Below are 21,653 nucleotides of genomic sequence, written 5' to 3'. Positions count from 1 at the left end.
CCGGTTTAGTTGAGGGGCATGAATCATGCTCCCTCCGTGACCACGCAGCCGCCGCCCGATGCGCGCACCCGTGTCCTCGACGCCGCGGAGGCGATCGTGCAGGCGCGCGGGGTGCCGGCGATGACGCTGGAAGCGGTGGCGCGGGATGCCGGCGTGTCCAAGGGCGGGCTGCTGTATCACTTCGCCTCCAAGGAGGCGCTGCTGGCCGGGATGCTGGGGCGGCTGGCGGACAGCATCACCGCCGATTTCGACGCGACCGTGGCGGCGCAGGCGGAAGGCCCCGGCCGCGTGGCGCGGGCGATGCTGGCCTGGGCCTTCGATGAGATGGCCTGCGAACACCAGGACCGCGCGGCGGCGGTCTTCCTGGCGGCCTTCCACCATGACCGCGCGCTGCTCGACCCCGTGCGCGCGGTGTTCGACCGCATGCGCATCGCGGTGGCGGAAGATGGCCTGGCGCCGGGCGCGGGCCTCGCCATCATGGCGGCGACGGACGGGCTGTTCATGTCCCACGTCTTCGGCCTCTACACCTTTGGCCCCGATGATTTGCGCGCCATGCGGGGCGCGCTTGAACGGCTGCTGGAGGCCGCGCCATGACGCGCCGCACGAAACTGCTGCTGGGCGGCGTGGCGGTGGTGGCCGCGCTGGCGGCGGGGTTCCAGGCGATGCAGCCCGGCGCGGCGCCCGCGCCCGTGGTGGCGCCGGCCGCACCGGCCGGGCCCGCTGGTGTCGGCGCGCTGGGGCGGGTGGAGCCCGCCTCGCGCATCCGGCGCCTCGCGCCTGGGAACAGCCAGGAAGGCGCGCGGATCGACCGGCTGCTGGTGGCGGAGGGCGATGTGGTCGCCGCCGGCCAGGTGGTGGCGGAATTCCATGATGCGGGGCTGAAGGATGCCGCATTGGCGCAGGCGGAGGCGCAGCTGGCGCAGGCCCGCGCCAGGCTGGACCGCACCCGCGCCGCCGGCAGGCCATCGGAGATCGCGGCCCAGCGCGCGCGGATCGAGGCGGTGACCAGCGCCGAGGCCTCCGCCCGCCGGGATGCGGAGCGTGCGGAACGGCTGGAGCGCAGCGGCGCCGGAGCGGAGGCGACGGCGGAACGCGCCCGCTTCGCCGCCAACCGCGCCCGGGCGGAGCGCGCGGAGGCGCAGGCCACGCTGGAGACGCTGCTGAGCCCGCGCCCGGAAGACCTGGCGCTGGCCGAGGCCGAATTCGCGGCGGCCGAGGCGGCGGTGGCGCGGGCCCGGGCGGAAGCCGCGATGGCCCGGCTGCGGGCACCAATCGCGGGCACGGTGCTGCGCGTGATCGCGCGCGCCGGCGAACGCGTGCCGACCGATGGGGTGCTGGAGATGGCGGACCTCTCGGCCATCGATGTCGTGGCCGATGTGTTCGAGACGGACCTCGCGCGGCTCCGCCCCGGTGCGGCGGCGGAAGTGCTTGTGCCGGGGGAGGCGCGGCGCTTCGCGGCGGTGGTGCGGGAGATCGGCTGGCAGGTGCGGCGCACGACGCAGGCGGGGACGGACCCGGTGGCGGCGGTGGATGCGCGGACGGTGGAGGTGCGCCTCGCGTTGGGTGCCGATGGCGTGGCGGCGCTGGCGCGGCGGTCCAACATGCAGGTGCAGGTGGCGATACGGCCGTGAACGACCAGCTGCCCCCGCTGCTTCCCTGGGCGCCGGAACTGGCGACGCCGGCGGGCACGCCCTCCGTCGCGCCGCGCCGGGCGCCGGGCTTCGCGGCCGCGACGCTGCTGGCGCTGCGCCTCGCCTGGCGGCAGTTGCGGAGCGAGAAGGCGCGCTTCGCCTCCGCCATCGCCGGCGTGATGTTCGCCTGCGTGCTGGTCTTCATGCAGCTGGGCTTCCGCGCTGCGCTGTTCGACAGCGCCACCGCGCTGATCGGCGCCATGCGGGGCGACCTGTTCCTGATCCACCCGCTGACGACGGCAAGCTTCAAGCCGGAACCGCTGCCGCGCGGCCGGGCCTACCAGGTGCTGGCCCTGCCGGAGGTGGAGCGCGCCGTGCCGGTCTACCTGGCGCAGGCGACATGGCGGAACCCGGAGAACGGCACGCGCCGCGCGATCCAGCTGATCGGCGTGGATACCGATGCGGGGGTGCTGGACTTCCCCGGCCTGGCGCCGCTGGTGGAGCAGCTGAAGCGCGCCGACACGGTGGCCTTCGACAGCCGGTCCCGCCCCGAATTCGGCGCCGTGCCGCGGCTGCTGGCGGAGCGCGGGCCCTTCGCGGTGGAGGTCGGCAACCGGCAGGTGGATGTCGTGGGGCTGATCGAGATCGGGCCCAGCTTCGGTGCCGACGGCAACCTCGTGCTGTCCGACGTGAACTTTCGACGGGTCGTGAAGGAACGCCAGGTCGCGGCCATCGACCTTGTCGCCATCAAGCTGCGACCGGGTTCAGACGTGCTCGCCGTGCAGCGGCAATTGCGGGACATCCTGCCGGCGGATGCGATGGTGATGACGCAGGCCGAGTTGAACGCGCATGAGCGGAAATACTGGGAGGAGGCGACGCCGATCGGCTTCATCTTCGCCTTCGGCAGCCTGATGGGATTGGTCGTCGGGATGGTGATCGTCTACCAGATCCTGTTCAGCGATATCGCAGGCCACCTCAAGGAATATGCGACGCTGAAGGCGATGGGGTATTCGAATTTCTACCTCGGCCGTGTGGTGCTGGGCGCGTCGCTGATCCTGGCGATCGGCGGCTTCATCCCGGGCTTTCTCCTCTCCGCCTTCCTGTATGACGTGGTGGGGGCCGCGACCTTCCTGCCGCTGGCGATGGATGTGTCGCGCGCGACATCGGTGTTCCTGATGATCTTCACCATGTGCGCCGTGGCGGGCCTGCTGGCGATGCGCAAGCTGCGGGACGCCAACCCCGCGGACATGTTCTGATGGAGACGCTGCGTTCGCCGATCCCCGTCGATCTGCGTGGCCTCAACTACGCCTATGGCGAGGGAGAGCTGAAGCGCCTGGTGCTGCGGGACGTGACGCTGGCGGTGCAGCCCGGGGAGATCGTGCTGCTGACGGGGCCCTCGGGCAGCGGCAAGACGACGCTGCTGACCCTGATCGGCGCGCTGCGCGCCATGCAGGAAGGCAGCGCGCAGGTGCTGGGAGAGGAACTGCGCGGCGCGAGCGAGGGCACGCGCGTGAAGCTGCGCCGGCGCATCGGCTTCATCTTCCAGAACCACAACCTGCTGGGTTTCCTGACGGCGCGGCAGAATGTCGCGATGGCGCTGGAACAGGATGGCGCCATGGCCGAATCCGCGCGGATGAAGCGGGCGGCGGAACTGCTGGGCGCCGTGGGCCTCTCGGATCACGTGGACAAGCTGCCCTCCCAGCTCTCCGGCGGGCAGCGGCAGCGCGTTTCGGTGGCGCGGGCGCTGGCGGCCGATCCTGGCCTGGTGCTGGCGGATGAACCGACGGCGGCGCTCGACAGGGCGAGCGGGCAGGAGGTGGTGAAGCTGCTGCGCAACCTCGCGAAATCCCGCGGCGTGCCGATCCTGCTGGTGACGCATGATCCGCGCATCCTCGACATCGCGGACCGGATCGTGTCCATGGAGGATGGGCGCATCGTGGATGCGGGCAAGGAGAAGGCGGCGTGAATCGCTTCACATGGAACGCGGCGCCTGGGCGTGTCGTCTTCGGCACCGGCACGCTGGCGGCGCTGGCGGAGGAAGTTGCCCGGCTGGGCGCGCGGCGCGCGGTGGTGGTGGTGACGCCGACGCAGGCGCGGCGGGGCGCGGCGACCCTGGCGATGCTCGGCGATCGCGGCGCGGGTGTGATCGCGACCGCGGCGATGCATACGCCCGTGGATGTGACGGAAGCGGCGCTGGCGGAATTGCGCGCGCTGGACGGCGATTGCCTGGTGGCGCTGGGCGGCGGGTCCGCGATCGGGCTCGGCAAGGCCTTGGCGCTGCGCACGGGCCTGCCGCAGATCGCGGTGCCCACGACCTATGCGGGGTCGGAGATGACGCCGCTGCTGGGCCAGACCGAGGGTGCGCGCAAGATCGCCATCCGCGATGCCGCGGTGCTGCCGGAGGTTGCCGTCTATGACGTCGACCTCACGCTTTCCATGCCGCCGGCGCTGACCGCGACATCGGGGCTGAACGCGATGGCCCATGCGGTGGAGGCGCTCTATGCCGTGGACGCCAATCCCGTGACGTCGCTGATGGCGGAGGAATCGCTGCGGCTGCTCGCCGGGGCCTTGCCGCGCTGCGTGGCGGGGGATGCGGCGGCGCGGTCGGATGCGCTGCAGGGGGCCTTCCTGGCGGGGGCGTGCCTCGGCGCCGTTTCCATCGCGCTGCACCACAAGATCTGCCACGTGCTGGGCGGCAGCTTCGGCCTGCCCCATGCGGAGACGCATTCGGTGATGCTGCCGCATGCCACGGGATTCAACGCGCCGGCGGCCCGCGATGCGATGGCGCGCGTGGCGCGGGCGATCGGGGCGGAGGATGCGGCGCGGGGGCTGTGGGACCTGGCGTCCCGCATCGGTGCGCCGATGAGCCTGGCGGCGCTGGGCCTTTCCGAATCCGATCTGGACGGCGCGGCGGCGATCGCGGCGGGGAGCCCCTATCCCAATCCGCGGCCGCTGACGCGGGAAGGCATCCGCGCGCTGCTGGGCGATGCCTTCGCGGGGCGGCCGCCGTCACGATAGGTCATTGACTCCCTGTATCCGGCGGCGAGACGATCCCGCCGCTGTCGAACAGGGAGAACAATCATGTCATGGTTCCGAGGCCTCGCGGCCGCGGCTGTTGCCGCATGCGCTGCCATCGTCACACCCGCTGTAGCGGGACCCACCCTTGATGCCGTCCGCGCGCGGGGGACGCTGGTCTGCGGCATCCATACCGGCGTCGCCGGCTTCGCGCTGCCGGACAGCCGCGGTGTCTGGCAGGGCATGGATGCGGATCTCTGCCGCGGCCTGGCTGTCGCGATCTTCAACGATGCCAGCAAGGTGCGCTTCGTCGGGCTGTCCTCCTCCACGCGTTTCACGGCGCTGGGATCGGGGGAGATCGACGTGCTGTTCCGCACCTCCACCCAGACCATGCTGCGGGACACCACGCTCGGCCTGCGGCATGCCGTGACGTATTTCTATGACGGGCACGGCTTCATGGTGCGCAACACGCTCGGCGTGTCCCGCGTGGCGGAGCTGAACGGCGCGACGATCTGCCTGATCCAGGGCACGACGAACGAACAGGTGACGGCGGACTATTTCCGCAGCATCAACGTGCCCTTCCGGCCGGTGGTGTTCGAACGGACCGACCAGGCATCGGAGGCGCTGCAGGCCGGGCGCTGCGATGCCTTCGGGACGGATGCCTCGCAGCTCGCGGGCGTCCGTTCATCGATGCCGCGGCCGGCGGACTGGACCATCCTGTCGGAGCGCTTCAGCAAGGAACCCTATGGCGCCTATCTCCGCCGGGGCGACGAGGAATGGTTCGACCTGGTGCGCTGGTACACCTACGCCGTGATCGAGGCGGAGGAGCAGGGCATCACGCGCGCGAATGCGGAGGAACAGCGCCGCGCCAGCGTGAACCCGAACACGCGGCGCCTGCTGGGCGTAACGCCGGAACTGGGGCAGTCCCTCAAGATCGATCCCGCCTGGGCCTACAACGTCGTGCGCGCGATCGGGAATTACGGGGAGCTGTATGACCGGCATTTCGGGCCTCAGACGCCGGTGAATTTGCCGCGCGGGCCGAACAACCTCTGGACCAATGGCGGCTTGGTCTACGCGCTGCCGCTGCGGTAGCCTGAAGACGGTCCAGGGGCGGTTCGCCCCTGGCGGATGGGGCATGGGGAAGGCAGAGCCTTCCCCACATCTCCAGTGACCCCGCCTCACGCTTCCTTGTAGCGATACCCCAGCCCGTACAGCGTCTCGATCATCGAGAAGTCCGGGTCCACGGCGCGGAACTTCTTGCGCACGCGCTTGACGTGGCTGTCGATGGTGCGGTCGTCGACATAGATGTTCTCGCCGTAGGCGCCATCGATCAGCTGGTCGCGGTTCTTGACCATGCCGGGGCGGACGGCCAGCGCCTTGACCAGCAGGAATTCCGTGACGGTCAGCTGCACCTGGCCGCCCTTCCAGATGCAGGTGTGCTTGGTCTCATCCAGCACCAGGTCGCCGCGGGCGATGATGCCGCCGGCGGGGGTGCCGCTGCCTTCCGCGCGCCCGGCCTCGTTCCGGCGCAGCAGCGCGCGGATGCGTTCCAGCAGCAGGCGCTGGCTGAAGGGCTTGGTGATGTAGTCGTCGGCGCCCAGCCGCAGGCCCATCAACTCATCCAGCTCGTCATCCTTGCTGGTCAGGAAGATGACCGGCATGGCGCTGCGCTGGCGGAGGCGCTGCAACAGCTCCATCCCATCCATGCGCGGCATCTTGATGTCGAGGACGGCCAGGTCCACAGGGCGGGCCATCAGCCCCTGCAGGGCGCTTTCGCCATCCGTATAGGTGCGGACGGTGAAACCCTCCTGCTCCAGCGTCATGGAGACGCTGGTCAGGATGTTGCGGTCGTCGTCCACCAGGGCGATGGTGTGCGGCACGGGTCAGGCTCCTCGGGCGCGGCGGTCGCGCGGTGGGGGGATTGTGGCGGCCAATTGTGGCAAAGGCGGGTCAGGCTGCGATGGGAACGGAAAGCTTCGGCTTCGAGGCCCGGAAACTGGTGCGGGCGGCGGCTTCCGCCACCCTGAGCACGGTGACGGAGGGGCAGCCCTTCGCCGCGCTGGCGACGCCGGCGGCGGCCGGCGACCTCTCCATCCTGATGCTGCTGTCGTCCCTGTCCGAACACACGCGCCACCTGCGGCAGGAAGGGCGCTGCGCCCTGATGTTCATGGGCGCGCCGGAAAGCGTGAACCCCCAGACGGCGCCGCGCGTGACGCTGACCGGGATGGCGGAGCCGGTGCCGGAGGCGGAGGTGCCCGCGCTCAAGGCTCGCTGGCTGGCGCGCCACCCCTACGCCGCGCTTTACGCCGATTTCGGGGACTTTTCGCTATGGCGGCTGCGGCCTCAGGCGGCGCTGCTGGTGGGCGGCTTTGCCCGCGCGACGCGGTTGAAGCGGGCCGAATTGCTGCCGGACCCGGCGGCGGTCGAGGCGCTTGCGGCGGCCGAATCGGAGATCATCGGCCATGTGAACAGCGACCACGCCGATGCCCTGGCGGCGATGGCGGAGGGGCTGCACGGCCAGGCGCCCGGCCAGGCATGGCGCCTGGCGGCGGTGGACACGGATGGCTGCGACCTCGCTTGCGGCGAGGCGGTGCTGCGCCACGCCTGGGCCGCGCCGGTCGGGGATGCGGATGGCGTCCGGGCGGGGCTGATCAAGGCCGCACGGGCAGGGCGGGCGGCGGCGTCTCAACCAGTGCGAGATTTGTAAACAGAAGGTGCAACAAGTAACCATCCAGTTATCTTGATTATGGCAGCTTACCCGCCCTAATCTTGCCGCGCTCAGCGCCCAAAACAGCGCCCGCGACCGTGGCCGGACCATCCATCGGCCATCCCCTCTGGAGGTTCCTGATGACGTCCGACGCAACCGCCCTCTCCGGGACCGGCGTAGCCGGCTCGGCCCTTGTTTACGCCAATCTGACGGCGGCGGGGCTCTACGCCCATGCGCTGCGGCGGGGCGAGGGGCGGCTTTCGGCGGATGGCGCCTTCATGGCGATCACCGGCCAGCACACCGGCCGTTCCGTCCAGGACAAGTTCGTCGTGGACGACCCGGAAGTGCATGACGCGATCTGGTGGGGCAAGATCAACCAGCCCCTGCCGGTCGAGAAGTTTGCAGGCTTCTCCGCCAAGGTGCGCAACTGGCTCGGCGCGCGCGATGAGCTCTTCACGCAGGACCTGTTCGCCGGCGCCGATACCGGCCACCGCATCAAGGTGCGCCTGGTGACGACGAATGCCTGGCACGCGCTGTTCGCGCGCAACATGTTCATCCGCCCGACGGCGGAGGAGCTGAAGACCTTCGAGCCCGACTTCTTCATCCTGCACGCCCCGGAATACGAGGCGAGCCCGGCCGAGGATGGCTGCCGCACCTCCACCCTGATCGCGCTATCCTTTGCCAAGCGCACGATCTGCATCGCGGGCACGAGCTATGCCGGTGAGATCAAGAAGTCGATCTTCACCGTCATGAACTGGCTGCTGCCGGAACGCGGCGTGCTGCCGATGCATTGCTCCGCCAACCTCGGCAAGGGCGGCGACACGGCGCTGTTCTTCGGCCTGTCCGGCACGGGCAAGACCACGCTGAGCAGCGACCCCGAGCGCAGCCTGATCGGCGACGACGAGCATGGCTGGTCGGACACCGGCGTCTTCAACTTCGAAGGCGGCTGCTACGCCAAGGTCATCAAGCTGTCCAAGGAAGCCGAGCCGCAGATCTGGGACGCATCCCACCGCTTCGGCGCGGTGCTGGAGAATGTCCATGGCGATGAGCACGGCGTGCTCGACCTGGACGACAACCGCTACACCGAGAACACGCGTTCCTGCTACCCGATCGAGTTCATCCCGAACATCGTGACGGGCGGCCAGGCGGGCAAGCCGAAGAATGTGGTGATGCTGACGGCGGATGCCTTCGGCGTGCTGCCGCCGATCGCCAAGCTGTCGGCCGCGCAGGCCATGTACCACTTCATGTCCGGCTACACCGCGCGCGTCGCCGGCACGGAAAAGGGCCTGGGCAAGGAACCGCAGGCGACCTTCTCCACCTGCTTCGGCGCCCCCTTCCTGCCGCGCCACCCCGAGGTGTACGGCCGGATGCTGGCCGAGCGCATCGGCCGCGACGGCGCCGATGTCTGGCTGGTGAACACCGGCTGGACCGGCGGCGCCTATGGCACGGGCAAGCGGATGAGCATCCAGCACACCCGGGCGCTGCTGCGCGCGGCGCTGGACGGGTCGCTCGCCAAGGTCGAATTCGTGCGTGACCCCTTCTTCGGCCTGATGATCCCGAAGGCCGTGCCAGGCATTCCCGACAACGTGCTGAACCCGCGCGACAGCTGGGCCGACAAGGCCGCCTACGACAAGCAGGCGAAGCACCTCGTCTCCCTGTTCGAGAAGAACTTCGAGACCTTCGCCGGCGCCGTCGGCGATGACGTGAAGGCGGCCGCGATCAAGGCCGCGGCCTGACCCTGTGGCGCGACCCTCTCGTCCCGGGATGTGAGGGTCGCCGCCATGGTGAGGAAGCGGGCTGCCGCCGCCGCGCTCGCCCTCGGCCTGGCGGCGACGTCCGCGGCAACGGCGCAGGTGCCGCGCGAAGCCGAGGGCTGCTACGACCTCATGGTCGGATTGACGCGGTGGGGAGAGGCCATGACCCGCGCGTGCCGCGCCGATTCATCCATGGCCGAGACCCTGCGCCTTCACGCCGATGCGGGTGAGCGACGCTTCGAGGAGCTTTTCGGCAGCGCCGCGCTGGCGGCGGCACGGCAGCGCCTGGGCCAGGCGCTTCAACGATCGGTCCAGGGCGATCCCCAATCCTGCGCGCAGCTTGGCAACCGCCCGCCCCTCACCATCGATCAGCAGCGCGACATGGAAGCCGAACTGGCACGAATGGTGCCGGACTGGAGCCGCTTCGCCTTCCGCCCCGTCCCCGGCGCCATGGCCTGCGAGTGACGACCGGGTTCTGACAACCAGGCCCCGCTTCTTGCGATGCGGCGGGTCATGCCAAGGTGACTGCCGAAGCCGCCGCCAGCAGGTACGATCATGCCCCTCGATGACACCACGCCACGTCGGCAACCCCAGCGGCCCGAACCCGCGCGGAACGTGCTCGGCGGCACGTTGCTGCCTTGCTCCGTCGCGCCGCTGACGGGGTTCCTCCGCGACGGCTGCTGCAACACCGGGCCGCAGGATCTCGGCCTGCATGTCGTCTGCGCCGAAGTCACTGCGGAATTCCTGGCCTTCAGCGCGTCGCGCGGCAACGACCTCTCCACCCCCCGGCCCGAATACGGTTTTGCGGGGCTGAAACCCGGCGACCGGTGGTGCCTCTGCGCCGCCCGGTGGGAGGAAGCCCGCCTGGCCGGCATGGCACCGCCCGTGCTGCTGGAAGCGACGCATGAAGCGGCGCTGAGCGTCGTCCGCCGTGAGCACCTGCTGGAGTATGGGGTGTAGCGCTGGTGGTTCCTGGAGAAGGGCCGCCGGCCCCTCTCCAGACCTCACCCCGCCAGGGGCCAGCGGGCCCCTGGACCCCTGGCTTTGCATCGATGGGTGAGGGGAGGGGCACGGAACGCGCGTTTGTCCTGCGGGACCGCCAAGCCCCTCCCCTCACCCATCGATAGAAGGGGGTTCGAAGGGGCCGCTGCCCCTTCGCGGGGTAGGGGTCTGGGGAAGGGGCGGAGCCCATTCCCCAGGGCCGTCAGCGCCGCAGCCCCTGCACCCCGGCGGCGATCGCGGTGGTGGCCATGAAGGCGGCGCCCAGCAGGAAGACGGCCTGGGGGTGGCCGCTGTCCATCAGCCAGGCAAACAGGATGGGCGCGATGACGCCGCCGATGTTGAAGCCGGTGGAGACCACGCCGAAGACGGCGCCGGCCTGGCCGGGGGGGGCGGCGGCGCGGACCATCATGTCCCGCGATGGCATGCAGAGGCCCGTCAGGATGCCCGACGCGCCCATCAGCACGGGGATCAGCAGGGTCGGGACGGAGAACAGGCCGAGGGTCGCGGTGATAACCGCGCCGGCGCCGAACCCCGCGGCGGCGACAAGGCCGTGGCGGGTTGAGCGATCCGCGATCCAGCCGCCAAGCAGCACGCCGAGCGCCGAGCCCACGAGGAAGAAGGTGAGCGCCGTGGAGGCGAGGGTGAGGGAGAGGCCGTTGCCGGTGACGAGGGCCGCGACGACGAAGCCGTTCACGCCGCCGATGGACAGCGCGATGAGGATGAAGAAGCCCGTCAGCCCGATGACGGCGGGGCTGAGCACGCGGCTGGGCTGCCCGGCTTCGGCTTTCACGCGGCGGACGGGCTGGTCCACGGGGCAGGCCGTCCAGACAAACAGCGCGACGCCGATGGCGATGATGCCCGCGGCCGCGACGGCGCCCTGCACGCCGAAGGCCGCCGCCAGGCCGATCATCAGCGTGGGCGCGACGGCGCCGCCGAGGTAGCCGGCGAAGGTATGGAGGGAGAAGGCGCGGCCCATGCGCGCGCCGCCGATGCCGCCATTGAGGATGGCGTAGTCCGCGGGGTGGTAGACGGCGTTGGCCAGGCCCGCCATGGCGGCCGCCACCAGCATGAAGGCGTAGCTGCCGGTCAGGCCGAAGACGGTGAAGGCACAGCCGCCCAGCACCAGCCCCGCCGTCAGCACGCGGCGCGGGCCCATGCGGTCCACCATGAAGCCCACGGGCGCCTGGGTGAAGGCGGAGACCAGGCTGAAGATGGTCATCGCCAGGCCGAGCTCGACGAAGGTGACGTCGAGCCTTTCCCGCAGCAGGGGGAAGAGCGGCGGGAAGACCATGATGTGCAGGTGGCTGACGGCGTGCGCGACGCCGATGGCCAGCAGGGTGCGGCGTTCGGTGGGGGTCCAGGCGGTGGGGGGGACGGCGTCGGCGGTGGTGCTCATCAATGGGCTTCCGCCCAGGACAGGCCGTGGCCGACCTCAACGGCCAGCGGCACGGCCAGGTCGGCGACGTTTTCCATGATCCGGCGGACCAGGGCGGCGGTGGCCTCGATTTCGGCGTCGGGGACTTCGAAGACGAGTTCGTCATGCACCTGGAGGAGCATGCGGGCGGAGAGGTTGGCTTCGCGCAGGGCCAGCGGCAGGCGGACCATGGCGCGCTTGATGACCTCCGCGGCGCCGCCCTGGAAGGGGGCGTTGATGGCCGCGCGTTCGGCGCCACCGCGGCGGACGGGGTCCTTGCTGGCAATGTCGGCGATCCAGAGCTTGCGGCCGAAGGGCGTCATCACGTAGCCGGTGGTGCGCGCATCCTCCTTCAGCTTTTCCATGCAGTTCCGGATGCCGGGGTATTGGGCGAAATAGGCATCGATGATGCCGCGGGCCTCCCCGGGGCCGATGCCGAGGCGGGCGGCCAGGCCGAAGGCGGACATGCCGTAGATGATGCCGAAATTGATGGTCTTGGCGCGGCGGCGGGCTTCCTTGTCCACCTTGTCGGGCGGGATGCGGAAGATGTCGGAGGCCGTGCGGGAATGGATGTCCTGCCCTGTCGCGAAGGCTTCCTTCAGCGCCGGCACATCGGCGACATGGGCCAGGATGCGGAGCTCGATCTGGCTGTAGTCGGCCGCCATCAGCACATGGCCGGGGTCGGCCACGAAGGCGCGGCGGATGCGCTGGCCTTCCTCGGTCCTGACCGGGATGTTCTGCAGATTGGGCTCGGTCGAGGACAGGCGGCCGGTGGATGTGACGGCCATCGCGAAGTCGGTATGGACGCGGCTGTTGGCGTCGAGCCGCTGGGCCAGCGCATCCACATAGGTGGATTTCAGCTTCTGGATCTGGCGCCAGTCCAGCACGCGCCGCGCCAGCGGGATCTGCTGCTGGGCCAACTCCTCCAGCACACTCGCATCCGTGCCCCAGGCGCCGGTCAGCTTGCTGCGCTTGCCGCCGGGCAGCTTCATCTCGTCGAACAGGATTTCTCCCAATTGCTTGGGTGAGCCGACATTGAAGGGGCGGCCGGCGAGTTCGTGGATCTGCTTCTCGTAGAGCGCCAGCTTTTCGGTGAAATCCGCGCCGATGCGGGCGAGTTCGCCGGCATCGATGCGGATGCCCGCGATCTCCATGTCGCGCAGCACCGCGACCATGCGGCGCTCCACCTGTTCGTAGAGGGTCAGCGCGCGGGCGGTGCGGAGTTCGGGCTTGAGCGTGTGCCAGAGGCGGAGCGTGACGTCCGCATCCTCCGCTGCATAGGCCGTGGCCTTGTCGAGCGCCACCTTGGCGAAGGTGATGCGGTTGCGGCCCGTGCCGGTGACGCTGTCGAAGGTGATGGGCGTGTGGGCGAGGTGCTTGAGCGCCAACTCGTCCATGCCGTGGCCATGCGCGCCGCAGCGCAGCGCGTAGGACATCAGCATGGTGTCATCGACCGGCGTCACGGCGATGGCGCCGTTGCTGTCGCGGCAGAGTACTTCCAAATCGTATTTGGCGTTGTGCAGCACCTTGAGGACGGAGGGGTCCTGCAGCAGGGGCTTCAGTTCGGCCATCGCCAGGTCGTGGTCGATCTGCTCCGGCGTGCCGGTGCCCATCAGGTCGCCGCTGCCCTCATGCCGCAGCGGCACGTAGCAGGCGCGGCCGGGGGCGGTGGCGATGGACAGGCCGACAAGCTGCGCCTTCAGCGCATCCAGGCTGTCGGTTTCCGTGTCGAAGCCCATCACCCCCGCGCTGCGGGCCTCCGCGATCCAGGCGCGGAGCGCCTCGATGGTGGTGACGGTCTCATAGGGCCCGAAGGGGGCGGCGCCGGGCTGGGGGGTGGGTTCGGGCGCGTCGGGGGAGGCGGGGCGGGGGATGTTCCGCACCACGGCACTCGCATCGCCCAGGCCGAGGCGCGCCAGCAGGCTGCGGAAGCCGTTGTCGCGCAGGAATTTCTCCAGCACCGCCGGGGAGGGTGGGCGGACTTCCATCTTCGGGATGGGGCAGGGCAGGGGCGCATCGGCGTCCAGCATCACCAGGCGTCGGCTGATGCGCGCCTTCTCGGCATTCTGCTCCAGCGCTTCGCGCCGCTTCGGCTGCTTGATCTTGGCCGTGTTGGCGAGAAGGGTTTCGAGGTCGCCGTATTCGTTGATCAGTTGCGCGGCGGTCTTGATGCCGATGCCGGGGACGCCTGGGACATTGTCCGTGCTGTCGCCGGCCAGGGCCTGGACTTCCACGACCTTGTCCGGCGTCACGCCGAACTTCTCGAAGACCTCGGGCTCCCGGATCGGCTTCTGCTTGATCGGGTCCAGCATCTCCACGCCCGGCCGGACCAGCTGCATCAGGTCCTTGTCGGAGGAGACGATGGCGACGGTGCCCCCCTCCGCCACGAAGGCCTTGGCATAGGCGGCGATGAGGTCATCGGCCTCGAAGCCCGAAAGCTCCGCCTGGCAGACGCCAAGGGCTTCGGTGGCTTCCCGGATCAGGGCGAATTGCGGGACGAGTTCGGGCGGGGGTTCGGGGCGGTGGGCCTTGTAGTCGGGGAAGAAGTCGTTGCGGAAGGTGGTGCGCGCGGTGTCGAAGACGACCGCGATGTGGGTGGCGGAGTTGCGGGCGAGGAACTGGGACAGCATCTGGGTGAAGCCGAAGACGGCATTCACATGGATGCCGTCCGGCCGCGTCATCGGCGGCAAGGCGTGGTAGGCGCGGAAGATGTAGCCCGAGCCATCGACCAGGATCAGCCGCTTCTGGCCCGGCGCGACGGGCGCGACCGGGTCTGCGGCCGGTGTTGTTTCCCCCCCTGACACGGGCCGATCAGTGCCCGTGGTCGTCGCCGGCGCCCTCGGCCAGGACATGGGTGCGGGAGCAGTAGGGGCAGGTGACCTGCTTGTCCTCGATCCGGAGATAGACCAGCGGATGGCCGAGCGCGCCGCCGCCGCCATCGCAGCCGACGACGCGGCTGTGGACGATGATGGTATCCTCCGGCGTCACCCCCGGCAGGGCGACCGGCGCATAGCCGGTCATTCGCTGGTCGCGCATGGCGGTCCCCAAAGCTGAGGCCCGGAAGATAGGGGCTGGGGGGCGGATCGGCCAGCCCGGGGCGGTGTGGTGGACCCCCGGCGGCCGTCGCGCTACCGCTTGGGGCATGACGCCTCCCCACGCCATCGAGATCGCGGGCCTCCGCAAGACCTATGCCGGCAGCAAGGGCGCGCCGGGGAAGGAGGCGCTGAAGGGCGTGGATCTGGTGGTCCCCCGCGGGTCCTTCTTCGGGCTGCTGGGACCGAATGGGGCGGGGAAATCCACGCTGATCGGCATCCTGGCCGGGCTGGTGCAGAAGACCGGCGGCACGGCCTCGGTCTGGGGGATCGACCTCGATCGGGACCCGATCGGGCTCCGCCAGCGGATCGGCGTGGTGCCGCAGGAATTGAACCTCGACCCCTTCTTCACGCCGCGGGAGGCGATGGAGATGCAGGCCGGCCTCTATGGCGTGCCGAAGGCGCGGCGGCGGACCATGGAAATCCTGGATGCCGTGGGCCTGGCGGACAAGGCGGATGCCTATGCGCGCAGCCTGTCCGGCGGCATGCGGCGGCGCCTGCTGGTGGCCAAGGCCATGGTCCATGCGCCGCCCGTGCTGGTGCTGGATGAGCCGACGGCGGGGGTGGATATCGAGTTGCGGGAACAGCTCTGGCGCATGGTGCAGGGGCTGAACCGGGCCGGCACCACCATCGTGCTGACCACCCATTACCTGGAAGAAGCCGAGAGCCTCTGCGACCGCATCGCCATCATCGGCCAGGGAAGGCTGATCGCGAATGAGCCGACGCGGGACTTGATCGCCCGGCTGGACGACAAGACCATCACGGTGACGGTGGCGGCGGATCTGGGCGCGGTGCCGCCGGGCCTGGCGGGGTTCGAGGCGCGGCTGGACGGGCCGAGGCGGTTGGAAATCCGCTACCGCGCGCGGGAGACGCGCGTCGAGGATATCCTGGACGCGGTGCGGTGCGCGGGCCTCGCCATCCAGGATCTGTCCACGAAGGAGGCCGATCTGAACGCGACCTTCCTGCGGCTGACCCGGGAACAGGCGCCGGCGTGATCCGGGCGCTGCTGGCCGCCTGCGCGCTGCTGCTGGCGGCGGCCTGCACGCCGGTGGTGATGCCGGCGGGGCCGCCGGTGGCGCTGCCGCGGCTGGAGGCAGCGGCGGTGGTCGCGGCCGATGGCGCCCGCCTGCCGATGCGGGTCTTCCCGCCGGAGGGCGCGCCCCGCGCCGTGATCCTGGCCCTGCACGGCTTCAACGACCACAGCGGCAATTTCCTGACCGACAGCCTGGAAGCCCTGAAGCAGGCCGGCATGCTGGTCTATGCCTATGACCAGCGGGGCTTCGGCCGCGCGCCCAATCGTGGCTACTGGGCGGGGGCGGAGACGATGGCCGCTGACGCCGCCGCCGCCGCCCGCCTGCTGGCCGAACGCCATCCGGGCCTGCCGCTGTTCTTGATGGGGGAGAGCATGGGGGCCGCGGTCTCCATCCTGGCCGCGGGCATGGACCCCGCGCCGCCGGTGCGTGGCTATGTCCTGCTGGCGCCGGCGCTGTGGAACCGGGAGCTCATGAACCCCCTGATGCGGGGCGGCATCTGGCTGGCTGAGCGCACCATCCCCGCCCTGCCCGTGCAGGGCGGCGTCGGCGGGGTGGTGGCGAGCGACAATGAGGCCGCGCTGCGAAGGCTGGGGCGCGATCCCCTCGTGATCCGCGTGACCCGGGTGGATTCGGCGCTCGGCCTGATGGATCTGATGGACAAGGCCGTGGCGGCGTTGCCGCGGTGCTGCGGGGGGGCACCAGCGCTGCTGCTGTATGGGGAGCGCGACATGATCGTGCCGCCCCGCATGACCCGCGCCGCGGTGGCCAGCGTGCCGGCGGAGACGGGGCTGCGCATCGGCGTCTATGCCGGGGGGTTCCACCTGCTGCTGGCGGGCCGGAACCGGGAGGAGGTGGTGCGCGACATCCTCGCCTTCATCGAGGACCCGCGCGGGCCCTTGCCATCGGATGCGGAGGCGCGGGCACCGGGGTGGCTGGCGCGGTGAGGCGCGCCAGCGTGCTGGCGCGCTGAGGCAATCGGGGAGCGCGACCCCCGCACCCAACCCTCTCCCCCTTCCAGGGGGAGAGGGCTTTTCGAATCACGCCAGTGTCTTGAATACTGAAAAAAGCTCGTTCTTCGCCTCGAACCCGATGCCTGGGATGGTCGGCATGGCGACCTTGCTGTCCACCACGGGCACATCGTCAGCGAAGCCGCCGAAGGGATGAAAGACCTCCGGGTAGCTTTCATTGCCGCCGAGGCCGAGGCCCACCGCGATGTTCAGCGCGAATTGGTGCCCGCCATGGGGCACGCAGCGGCGGCGGGACCAGCCATGGAGTGCCAGCATGTCCAGCGTGCGGAGATATTCGACCAGGCCGTAGGAGAGCGCCGGGTCGAACTGGAGAATATCCCGGTCCGGCCGCAGGCCGCCATGGCGGATCAGGTTGCGCGCATCCTGCATCGAGAACAGGTTCTCGCCCGTCGCGATGGGCGGGGCGTAGTGTTCCGCCAGCGTCGCGTGGGTGGAATAGTCCAGCGGGTCCAGCGGTTCCTCGTACCAGCGCAGGCCCATGGGGGCGAGCGCCGCGGCATAGGTCAGGGCGGCGTGGAGGCCGAAGCGGCCGTTGACGTCGACCGCGAGCTTGGAGCCATCCCCGCCCAGGAGCTTCACCACGGCCTCGATCCGGGCCATGTCCTCGGCCAGGGCTTCCTTCAGGGGCGTGCCGGGGGCGCCGCCGATCTTCATCTTGACGGTGGAATAACCCATGCCGAGGTAGCGCTTCATCTCCTCGATCAACTGGTCCACGCCCTTGCCGGGGTAGTAGTAGCCGCCGGCGGCATAGACCCAGGCGGCCTGGTCCGCGACGCCGTTGTTGAAGCGGTCCGCCAGCAGCCGCCACAGCGGCACGCCTTCCAGCTTCGCCGCCGCATCCCACAGGGCCATGTCCAGCACGCCGACCGCCACGCTGCGTTCGCCATGGCCGCCGGGCTTCTCGTTCTTCATCACGGCGTTCCAGGCGCCGGCGGGGGAAAGCTTGCCGTCGGGGCGCGTGATCTGCGCTTCCGTCGCCTCCAGCAGCCGGGGTATGAAGCGTTCCGCCAGCAGGCCGGGCTGGGCATAGCGGCCATTGCTGTTGAAGCCGTAGCCGGTGGCGATCTTGCCGCCCTCGCCCTCCACCGTCACGGCGACGATGGAGGCGGTCATCTTGGAGAAGTCGATATAGGCATTGGCGATGGCGCTCGCGATCGGCGCCGTGCCCTGCTTCACGCTGACGATGCGCATGCGTGGGGGTCCTTGTGCTGGTCGCCACCTTGTCGCCCCGGGGCGCTTGCCGGCACAAGAGGGGCGAGTGACCATTTGAGAACAGCGGCGGGTCGGTTTCGCTGGGCTTTTCCGCCCTGGGGGCGTCAGCGGGCTTGCCGATGCAACCAGCATCGGCGGCGCCCGCTTTCTTCCCAGAACGAAAAATCCCTCGCGAACCCTCAGCCGCCGCCATTCTCAAACGGTCACAAAGCGAGAGGAAACCCACCATGCCCGACATCCTGCACGAGACCCGCGGCCGCATCGCCTGGACCACGCTGAACCGGCCCGACCAGCGCAACGCCATGACCTTCGCGATGTATGAGGGCCTGGTGGAACAGGCGGAGGTCGTGACCAAGGACCCCGCCATCCGCGCCTGGGTCATCACCGGCGCCGGCGGCAAGGCCTTCGCGGCCGGCACGGACATCAGCCAGTTCAAGGCGTTCAAATCGGGCCAGGATGGGCTGGAATACGAAAAGCGGATCGACCGCGTGCTGTCGGCGGTGGAGGACTGCCCGAAGCCGGTGATCGCCGCCATCGCGGGCGCCTGCACGGGCGGGGGCCTCGGCATCGCGGCGGTGTGCGACCTGCGCATCGCTTCCGCCAATGCCAAGTTCGGGGTGCCGGTGGCGCGGACGCTGGGGAATTGCCTGAGCACCTCCAACGTCTCCCGCTTCGCGACGCTGATCGGGCCGGCGAAGCTGAAGGAGCTGATCTTCACGGCCAGGTTGATGGAGGCGCCGGAGGCGCTGGCGGCGGGGCTGATCTCGGAAATCCTGCCCTCGCACGAGGCCGTGGTGGAACGCGCCATGGCGCTGGCGGAAACGGTGGCGGGCATGGCGCCGCGGACGCTGACGGCGACGAAATTCGCCCTGAAGCGCCTGCGCCTGGCGGCGGGGACGATCCAGGGGGACGATCTGGTGGAGCTCTGCTTCGGCAGCCAGGATTTCCGGGAGGGGATGGACGCCTTCCTCAACAAGCGCGCGCCGAACTGGACGGGGAACTAGGCGGGCGGCATGCTTCCTCCAACAAAAGTTGGAGGAACCGATGCTCACCAGACGCATGGTCATGGGCGCGGCTGCCGCGCCCGCGCTGCCGATATCCGGATTCGCGCAGGCCCCCTATCCCGCGCGCCCCGTCTCCATGCTGGTGGGCTTCGCGCCCGGCGGCGGCACGGACATCATCGCGCGGCTGCTGCAACCGGCCCTGAGCGAGGAATTCGGCCAGCCCATCGCGATCGAGAACCGCGCGGGCGGATCGGGCACCATCGCCGCCACGCAGAACGCCCGCGGGCGGCCCGATGGCTACCAGATGCTGATGACGACGGTCAGCGCCAGCGCCGTGGTGCCGCCGACGATGAGCCCTCCGCCCTTCGACATCATCAACGACCAGACCGCGGTGGTGCTGGCGGGCACGGTGCCGCTGGTGGCGGTGGTGCCGTTGACCTCGCCCGCGCAGAATTTCCGCCAGTTCCTGGATCACGCGAAGGCCAATCCGGGGAAGCTGAACTACGCTTCCTCCGGCATCGCGACGCAGCAGCACCTGGCGAGTGAACTGCTGAGCTTCGCGGCGGGGCTTTCGATGCAGCACATCCCGTTCCGCGGCACGGGCCAGGCGGTGAATGAGATCCTGGCCGGGCGCATCGACATCGCCATCGACACGCTGCCGACCTACCTGCCGCATATCCGCGCCGGCCGCGTGCGCGCGCTGGCGACCACGCTGCCGGACCGGGTGCCGACGCTGCCGGACGTGCCGACGGTCGCGGAACACGGTTTTCCGGGCTTCGATTCCGCCGTCTGGTACATGGTGATGGGGCCGCCCAACCTGCCGGATGCGATCGCACAGCGTTGGGTGGCGGCGGTGAACAAGGCACTGTCCGATCCCGCGCTGCGGCAGCGCGTGATGGATGCGGGGTTCATCCCGGGCGGGGGGACCAGCGCCGATGCGGCGGCACTGCTGCGGCGGGATGCGGCGAAGTACGCCGGGCTGATCCGGCAGGCTAACATCAAGTTCGAGTAGGCTGCCCGGGGGAAACGCCGTTTCCCCCGTACCCCCTTTGCCAGGGCCGAACCGGCCCTGGACCGTCATCAGTCGCCTGCGGCGATGCCGTCGCGGCGGGGGTCGGCGGCGCCTTCCAGCGTGCCGTCGGCCAGGCGGCGGATGATCTGCATGCCCGTGTTCATCACCACCACGCGCGGCGCATGGCCGAGTGCCGTGAGGGCCGGTGCCAAAGCCTCAAGCGGCGTGCCGCGTTCCAACTCCTCCACGCCATTCTGCGCGCCGATGCGCGGGCGGGCGGTGGCGGCCTCGGCATTCGCGCCATGGGCCAGAAGGTCGATCAGCGCGGCCGCCACGGCATCCGGGATGCGCGCACCACCCCCGGCGCCGAGCACGATCACCGGCCTGCCATCCGCGCCCATCACCATGGTCGGCGCCATCGTCGTGACGGGACGCTTGCCGGGTTCCAGGCGATTCTGCGCGGGCGCCTCCGCCGTGCCGGGACTGGTCGCGAAATTCGTCATGCCGTTGTTCAGCGTGACACCCATCGCCGCCAGTTCCGCCCCGAAATTGAGGTTGTTGGTGGTGGTGAGGGAGACGGCGTTGCCGCGCGCATCGACGATCACGATCTGCGTCGTCGCGGCCTCCGCCCAGGGATCGCTCTCCCCCGGCAGGGTGCCGCGCTGATCTGCCGGCGTGCCGGGCGTGACATTCGTCATGGCGCGATCAGCGCTGGCCAGCGCCGCGCGGTCATCGAGGTAGCCTGCGTCCACCAGGCCGCGCAGTGGCACCGCGACGCGATCGGGATCGCCGATCCAGCGGCGGCGATCGGCGGTCGCCAGGCGGCTGGCCTCCAGGAACAGATGCGCGGCCTCCGCGCTGTTCCGCTCGGCACGCGCGATGCCGAGGCGCTCCGCGATCCCCAGCGTCTGCAATACGGCGACGCCGCCGGAGGAAGGCGGGGAGGCAGTGCAGATCTGGTGCGCGAAGGCCACCATGCAGACCGGATCGCGTTCCACCGCGCGATAGGCGCGGAGATCCTCCATCGTGGTCCAGCCTGGCACGGGGTGCGCCTGTGTGGCGGCGACCAGCGCCTCCCCGATCGGCCCGCCATGGATGGCGGCCGGACCCTGGACGGCGAGGAGGCGCAGCGCCTCCGCCTGGTCCGGATTGCGGAAAGGGGCGCCGGGCGCGAGGGGTTCGCCGGCGGCATCGAAATACAACGCACGCAGCGCGGGGATGCGGCGGAGTTCGGGGGCGCGGGTGCGGATGACCTGGGCCAGGTAGGGCGGCAGGGGGAAGCCGTTCTCGGCCAGGGCGATTGCGGGGGCGATGAGTTCGGCCCAGTGCAGGCGTCCATGGGCTTCGCGGGCCAAAGCGAGGGCGGCGATGGCGCCGGGGACGGCAACGGCGCGGCCGGATCGCGCGACGGTGGCGGGGCCGATGCCGCCGGCCGCCAGGCGATCCGCGCTGGCGGCGGGGGCGCTGGCGATGCCCTCGTAATAGCGCAGCCGCCGCTGGCCCTCGTCCCAGACCAGGACGAAGGCGCCGCCGAGCAGCCCGCTGGCGTGCGGCTCCGCGACTGACAGCGCGGCCTGGGCGGCGATGGCGGCGTCCACTGCCGTGCCGCCGGCGCGGAGGATCGTGAGCGCCGCTTCCGTTGCATGCGGGCTGGCGGTGGCGACCATCTGGCGCGGCGCGCGCGCCGGTTCGGCGAGAGCCGGGGTCGCAGCCAGCAGCAGGGCGATCAGCAGGCGGCGCATGGCGTC

Annotated in this window: 20 protein-coding genes; 14 read left to right on the top strand and 6 right to left on the bottom strand. The window is 70.3% G+C overall.

All coding sequences use genetic code 11. The features are described from left to right. Positions 1–36 precede the first annotated feature (36 nt). The 6 genes from ACTIE5_RS11880 (at position 37) to ACTIE5_RS11855 (ending at position 5,738) form a co-directional block, all read left to right on the top strand. Positions 37–594 carry a TetR/AcrR family transcriptional regulator gene (locus tag ACTIE5_RS11880; protein WP_439549913.1) on the top strand — a complete coding sequence of 186 codons (558 nt, stop codon included), beginning with the start codon at positions 37–39 and terminating at the stop codon, positions 592–594. Then, entirely contained in the window at positions 591–1,631 is a 1,041-nt protein-coding gene (locus ACTIE5_RS11875) for an efflux RND transporter periplasmic adaptor subunit (RefSeq protein ID WP_439549912.1), read from the top strand. The genes ACTIE5_RS11880 and ACTIE5_RS11875 overlap by 4 nt, the downstream gene beginning before the upstream one ends. Then, the gene (gene devC / locus ACTIE5_RS11870; RefSeq protein ID WP_439549911.1) at positions 1,628–2,887 is read left to right on the top strand and encodes an ABC transporter permease DevC; all 1,260 of its coding nucleotides are present in this window, start codon (positions 1,628–1,630) and stop codon (positions 2,885–2,887) included. The genes ACTIE5_RS11875 and devC overlap by 4 nt, the downstream gene beginning before the upstream one ends. Further along, on the top strand, positions 2,887–3,597 hold the full coding sequence (locus ACTIE5_RS11865) for an ATP-binding cassette domain-containing protein (RefSeq protein ID WP_439549910.1): 711 nt from the start codon (positions 2,887–2,889) through the stop codon (positions 3,595–3,597). Before devC ends, ACTIE5_RS11865 begins: the two co-directional genes overlap by 1 nt. Further along, on the top strand, positions 3,594–4,649 hold the full coding sequence (locus tag ACTIE5_RS11860; protein WP_439549909.1) for a maleylacetate reductase: 1,056 nt from the start codon (positions 3,594–3,596) through the stop codon (positions 4,647–4,649). The genes ACTIE5_RS11865 and ACTIE5_RS11860 overlap by 4 nt, the downstream gene beginning before the upstream one ends. A 63-nt stretch (positions 4,650–4,712) precedes the next feature. After that, entirely contained in the window at positions 4,713–5,738 is a 1,026-nt protein-coding gene (locus ACTIE5_RS11855) for an amino acid ABC transporter substrate-binding protein (protein WP_439549908.1), read from the top strand. Between the two features lie 86 nt (positions 5,739–5,824). Here the strand turns inward: ACTIE5_RS11855 and ACTIE5_RS11850 are convergent, their stop codons facing one another. Further along, positions 5,825–6,469, bottom strand: a complete 645-nt coding sequence (locus tag ACTIE5_RS11850; RefSeq protein WP_439549944.1) for a response regulator — start codon at positions 6,467–6,469, stop codon at positions 5,825–5,827. A 137-nt stretch (positions 6,470–6,606) separates the two neighbouring features. On the opposite strand from ACTIE5_RS11850, the gene ACTIE5_RS11845 reads away from it, so the two are divergent. From ACTIE5_RS11845 to ACTIE5_RS11830, 4 genes are all read left to right on the top strand, one after another. Further along, entirely contained in the window at positions 6,607–7,353 is a 747-nt protein-coding gene (locus ACTIE5_RS11845; protein ID WP_439549907.1) for a HugZ family protein, read from the top strand. A 140-nt stretch (positions 7,354–7,493) separates the two neighbouring features. Next, a complete protein-coding gene (locus ACTIE5_RS11840) occupies positions 7,494–9,089 on the top strand; it encodes a phosphoenolpyruvate carboxykinase (protein WP_439549906.1) in 1,596 nt (531 codons plus the stop codon). 45 nt (positions 9,090–9,134) lie between these two features. Beyond that, positions 9,135–9,572, top strand: coding sequence for a hypothetical protein (locus ACTIE5_RS11835; protein ID WP_439549905.1), 438 nt, complete (start codon positions 9,135–9,137; stop codon positions 9,570–9,572). A gap of 90 nt (positions 9,573–9,662) precedes the next feature. Then, on the top strand, positions 9,663–10,067 hold the full coding sequence (locus ACTIE5_RS11830) for a DUF2237 family protein (RefSeq protein ID WP_439549904.1): 405 nt from the start codon (positions 9,663–9,665) through the stop codon (positions 10,065–10,067). A gap of 244 nt (positions 10,068–10,311) precedes the next feature. On the opposite strand, the gene ACTIE5_RS11825 is transcribed toward ACTIE5_RS11830, so the two are convergent. The 3 genes from ACTIE5_RS11825 to ACTIE5_RS11815 are packed head-to-tail and all read right to left on the bottom strand — an operon-like array spanning position 10,312 to position 14,559. Continuing rightward, entirely contained in the window at positions 10,312–11,505 is a 1,194-nt protein-coding gene (locus ACTIE5_RS11825) for an MFS transporter (RefSeq protein ID WP_439549903.1), read from the bottom strand. Continuing rightward, the gene (gene polA, locus ACTIE5_RS11820) at positions 11,505–14,375 is read right to left on the bottom strand and encodes a DNA polymerase I (protein ID WP_439549902.1); all 2,871 of its coding nucleotides are present in this window, start codon (positions 14,373–14,375) and stop codon (positions 11,505–11,507) included. Before polA ends, ACTIE5_RS11825 begins: the two co-directional genes overlap by 1 nt. Then, positions 14,335–14,559 carry a zinc-finger domain-containing protein gene (locus ACTIE5_RS11815; RefSeq protein ID WP_439549901.1) on the bottom strand — a complete coding sequence of 75 codons (225 nt, stop codon included), beginning with the start codon at positions 14,557–14,559 and terminating at the stop codon, positions 14,335–14,337. The genes polA and ACTIE5_RS11815 overlap by 41 nt, the downstream gene beginning before the upstream one ends. A gap of 106 nt (positions 14,560–14,665) precedes the next feature. On the opposite strand from ACTIE5_RS11815, the gene ACTIE5_RS11810 reads away from it, so the two are divergent. After that, on the top strand, positions 14,666–15,610 hold the full coding sequence (locus ACTIE5_RS11810) for an ABC transporter ATP-binding protein (protein ID WP_439549900.1): 945 nt from the start codon (positions 14,666–14,668) through the stop codon (positions 15,608–15,610). Continuing rightward, on the top strand, positions 15,607–16,593 hold the full coding sequence (locus ACTIE5_RS11805; protein ID WP_439549899.1) for an alpha/beta fold hydrolase: 987 nt from the start codon (positions 15,607–15,609) through the stop codon (positions 16,591–16,593). The genes ACTIE5_RS11810 and ACTIE5_RS11805 overlap by 4 nt, the downstream gene beginning before the upstream one ends. A 93-nt stretch (positions 16,594–16,686) precedes the next feature. Here ACTIE5_RS11805 and ACTIE5_RS11800 read toward each other — a convergent pair whose 3' ends face one another. Beyond that, a complete protein-coding gene (locus ACTIE5_RS11800) occupies positions 16,687–17,868 on the bottom strand; it encodes an enolase C-terminal domain-like protein (RefSeq protein ID WP_439549898.1) in 1,182 nt (393 codons plus the stop codon). A 248-nt stretch (positions 17,869–18,116) separates the two neighbouring features. Here ACTIE5_RS11800 and ACTIE5_RS11795 point away from each other — a divergent pair, with 248 nt between their 5' ends. Then, entirely contained in the window at positions 18,117–18,893 is a 777-nt protein-coding gene (locus ACTIE5_RS11795) for an enoyl-CoA hydratase/isomerase family protein (RefSeq protein WP_439549897.1), read from the top strand. Positions 18,894–18,933: 40 nt separating this feature from the next. After that, positions 18,934–19,905 carry a Bug family tripartite tricarboxylate transporter substrate binding protein gene (locus ACTIE5_RS11790; RefSeq protein WP_439549896.1) on the top strand — a complete coding sequence of 324 codons (972 nt, stop codon included), beginning with the start codon at positions 18,934–18,936 and terminating at the stop codon, positions 19,903–19,905. A 68-nt stretch (positions 19,906–19,973) separates the two neighbouring features. Here the strand turns inward: ACTIE5_RS11790 and ACTIE5_RS11785 are convergent, their stop codons facing one another. Continuing rightward, the gene (locus ACTIE5_RS11785; RefSeq protein ID WP_439549895.1) at positions 19,974–21,647 is read right to left on the bottom strand and encodes a gamma-glutamyltransferase family protein; all 1,674 of its coding nucleotides are present in this window, start codon (positions 21,645–21,647) and stop codon (positions 19,974–19,976) included. Between the last annotated feature and the right edge of the window lie 6 nt (positions 21,648–21,653).

Origin of the sequence: Falsiroseomonas sp. (assembly GCF_051859025.1) — a bacterium.
Classification (GTDB): Bacteria; Pseudomonadota; Alphaproteobacteria; order Acetobacterales; family Acetobacteraceae; genus Falsiroseomonas.
Note: the sequence above shows the minus strand (reverse complement) of the source record. Positions and strands in the feature narration are given on the sequence as shown.

What these genes read in the sequence shown, in the direction of transcription:
- ACTIE5_RS11875 (WP_439549912.1), top strand. Translation starts at nt 591, where the DNA reads ATGACGCGCCGCACGAAACTGCTGCTGGGCGGCGTGGCGGTGGTGGCC.
- ACTIE5_RS11865 (WP_439549910.1), top strand. Translation starts at nt 2,887, where the DNA reads ATGGAGACGCTGCGTTCGCCGATCCCCGTCGATCTGCGTGGCCTCAAC.
- ACTIE5_RS11855 (WP_439549908.1), top strand. Translation starts at nt 4,713, where the DNA reads ATGTCATGGTTCCGAGGCCTCGCGGCCGCGGCTGTTGCCGCATGCGCT.
- ACTIE5_RS11850 (WP_439549944.1), bottom strand. Translation starts at nt 6,469, where the DNA reads ATGACGCTGGAGCAGGAGGGTTTCACCGTCCGCACCTATACGGATGGC.
- ACTIE5_RS11845 (WP_439549907.1), top strand. Translation starts at nt 6,607, where the DNA reads ATGGGAACGGAAAGCTTCGGCTTCGAGGCCCGGAAACTGGTGCGGGCG.
- ACTIE5_RS11840 (WP_439549906.1), top strand. Translation starts at nt 7,494, where the DNA reads ATGACGTCCGACGCAACCGCCCTCTCCGGGACCGGCGTAGCCGGCTCG.
- ACTIE5_RS11835 (WP_439549905.1), top strand. Translation starts at nt 9,135, where the DNA reads ATGGTGAGGAAGCGGGCTGCCGCCGCCGCGCTCGCCCTCGGCCTGGCG.
- ACTIE5_RS11830 (WP_439549904.1), top strand. Translation starts at nt 9,663, where the DNA reads ATGCCCCTCGATGACACCACGCCACGTCGGCAACCCCAGCGGCCCGAA.
- ACTIE5_RS11825 (WP_439549903.1), bottom strand. Translation starts at nt 11,505, where the DNA reads ATGAGCACCACCGCCGACGCCGTCCCCCCCACCGCCTGGACCCCCACC.
- polA (WP_439549902.1), bottom strand. Translation starts at nt 14,375, where the DNA reads ATGTCCTGGCCGAGGGCGCCGGCGACGACCACGGGCACTGATCGGCCC.
- ACTIE5_RS11815 (WP_439549901.1), bottom strand. Translation starts at nt 14,559, where the DNA reads ATGCGCGACCAGCGAATGACCGGCTATGCGCCGGTCGCCCTGCCGGGG.
- ACTIE5_RS11810 (WP_439549900.1), top strand. Translation starts at nt 14,666, where the DNA reads ATGACGCCTCCCCACGCCATCGAGATCGCGGGCCTCCGCAAGACCTAT.
- ACTIE5_RS11800 (WP_439549898.1), bottom strand. Translation starts at nt 17,868, where the DNA reads ATGCGCATCGTCAGCGTGAAGCAGGGCACGGCGCCGATCGCGAGCGCC.
- ACTIE5_RS11795 (WP_439549897.1), top strand. Translation starts at nt 18,117, where the DNA reads ATGCCCGACATCCTGCACGAGACCCGCGGCCGCATCGCCTGGACCACG.
- ACTIE5_RS11790 (WP_439549896.1), top strand. Translation starts at nt 18,934, where the DNA reads ATGCTCACCAGACGCATGGTCATGGGCGCGGCTGCCGCGCCCGCGCTG.
- ACTIE5_RS11785 (WP_439549895.1), bottom strand. Translation starts at nt 21,647, where the DNA reads ATGCGCCGCCTGCTGATCGCCCTGCTGCTGGCTGCGACCCCGGCTCTC.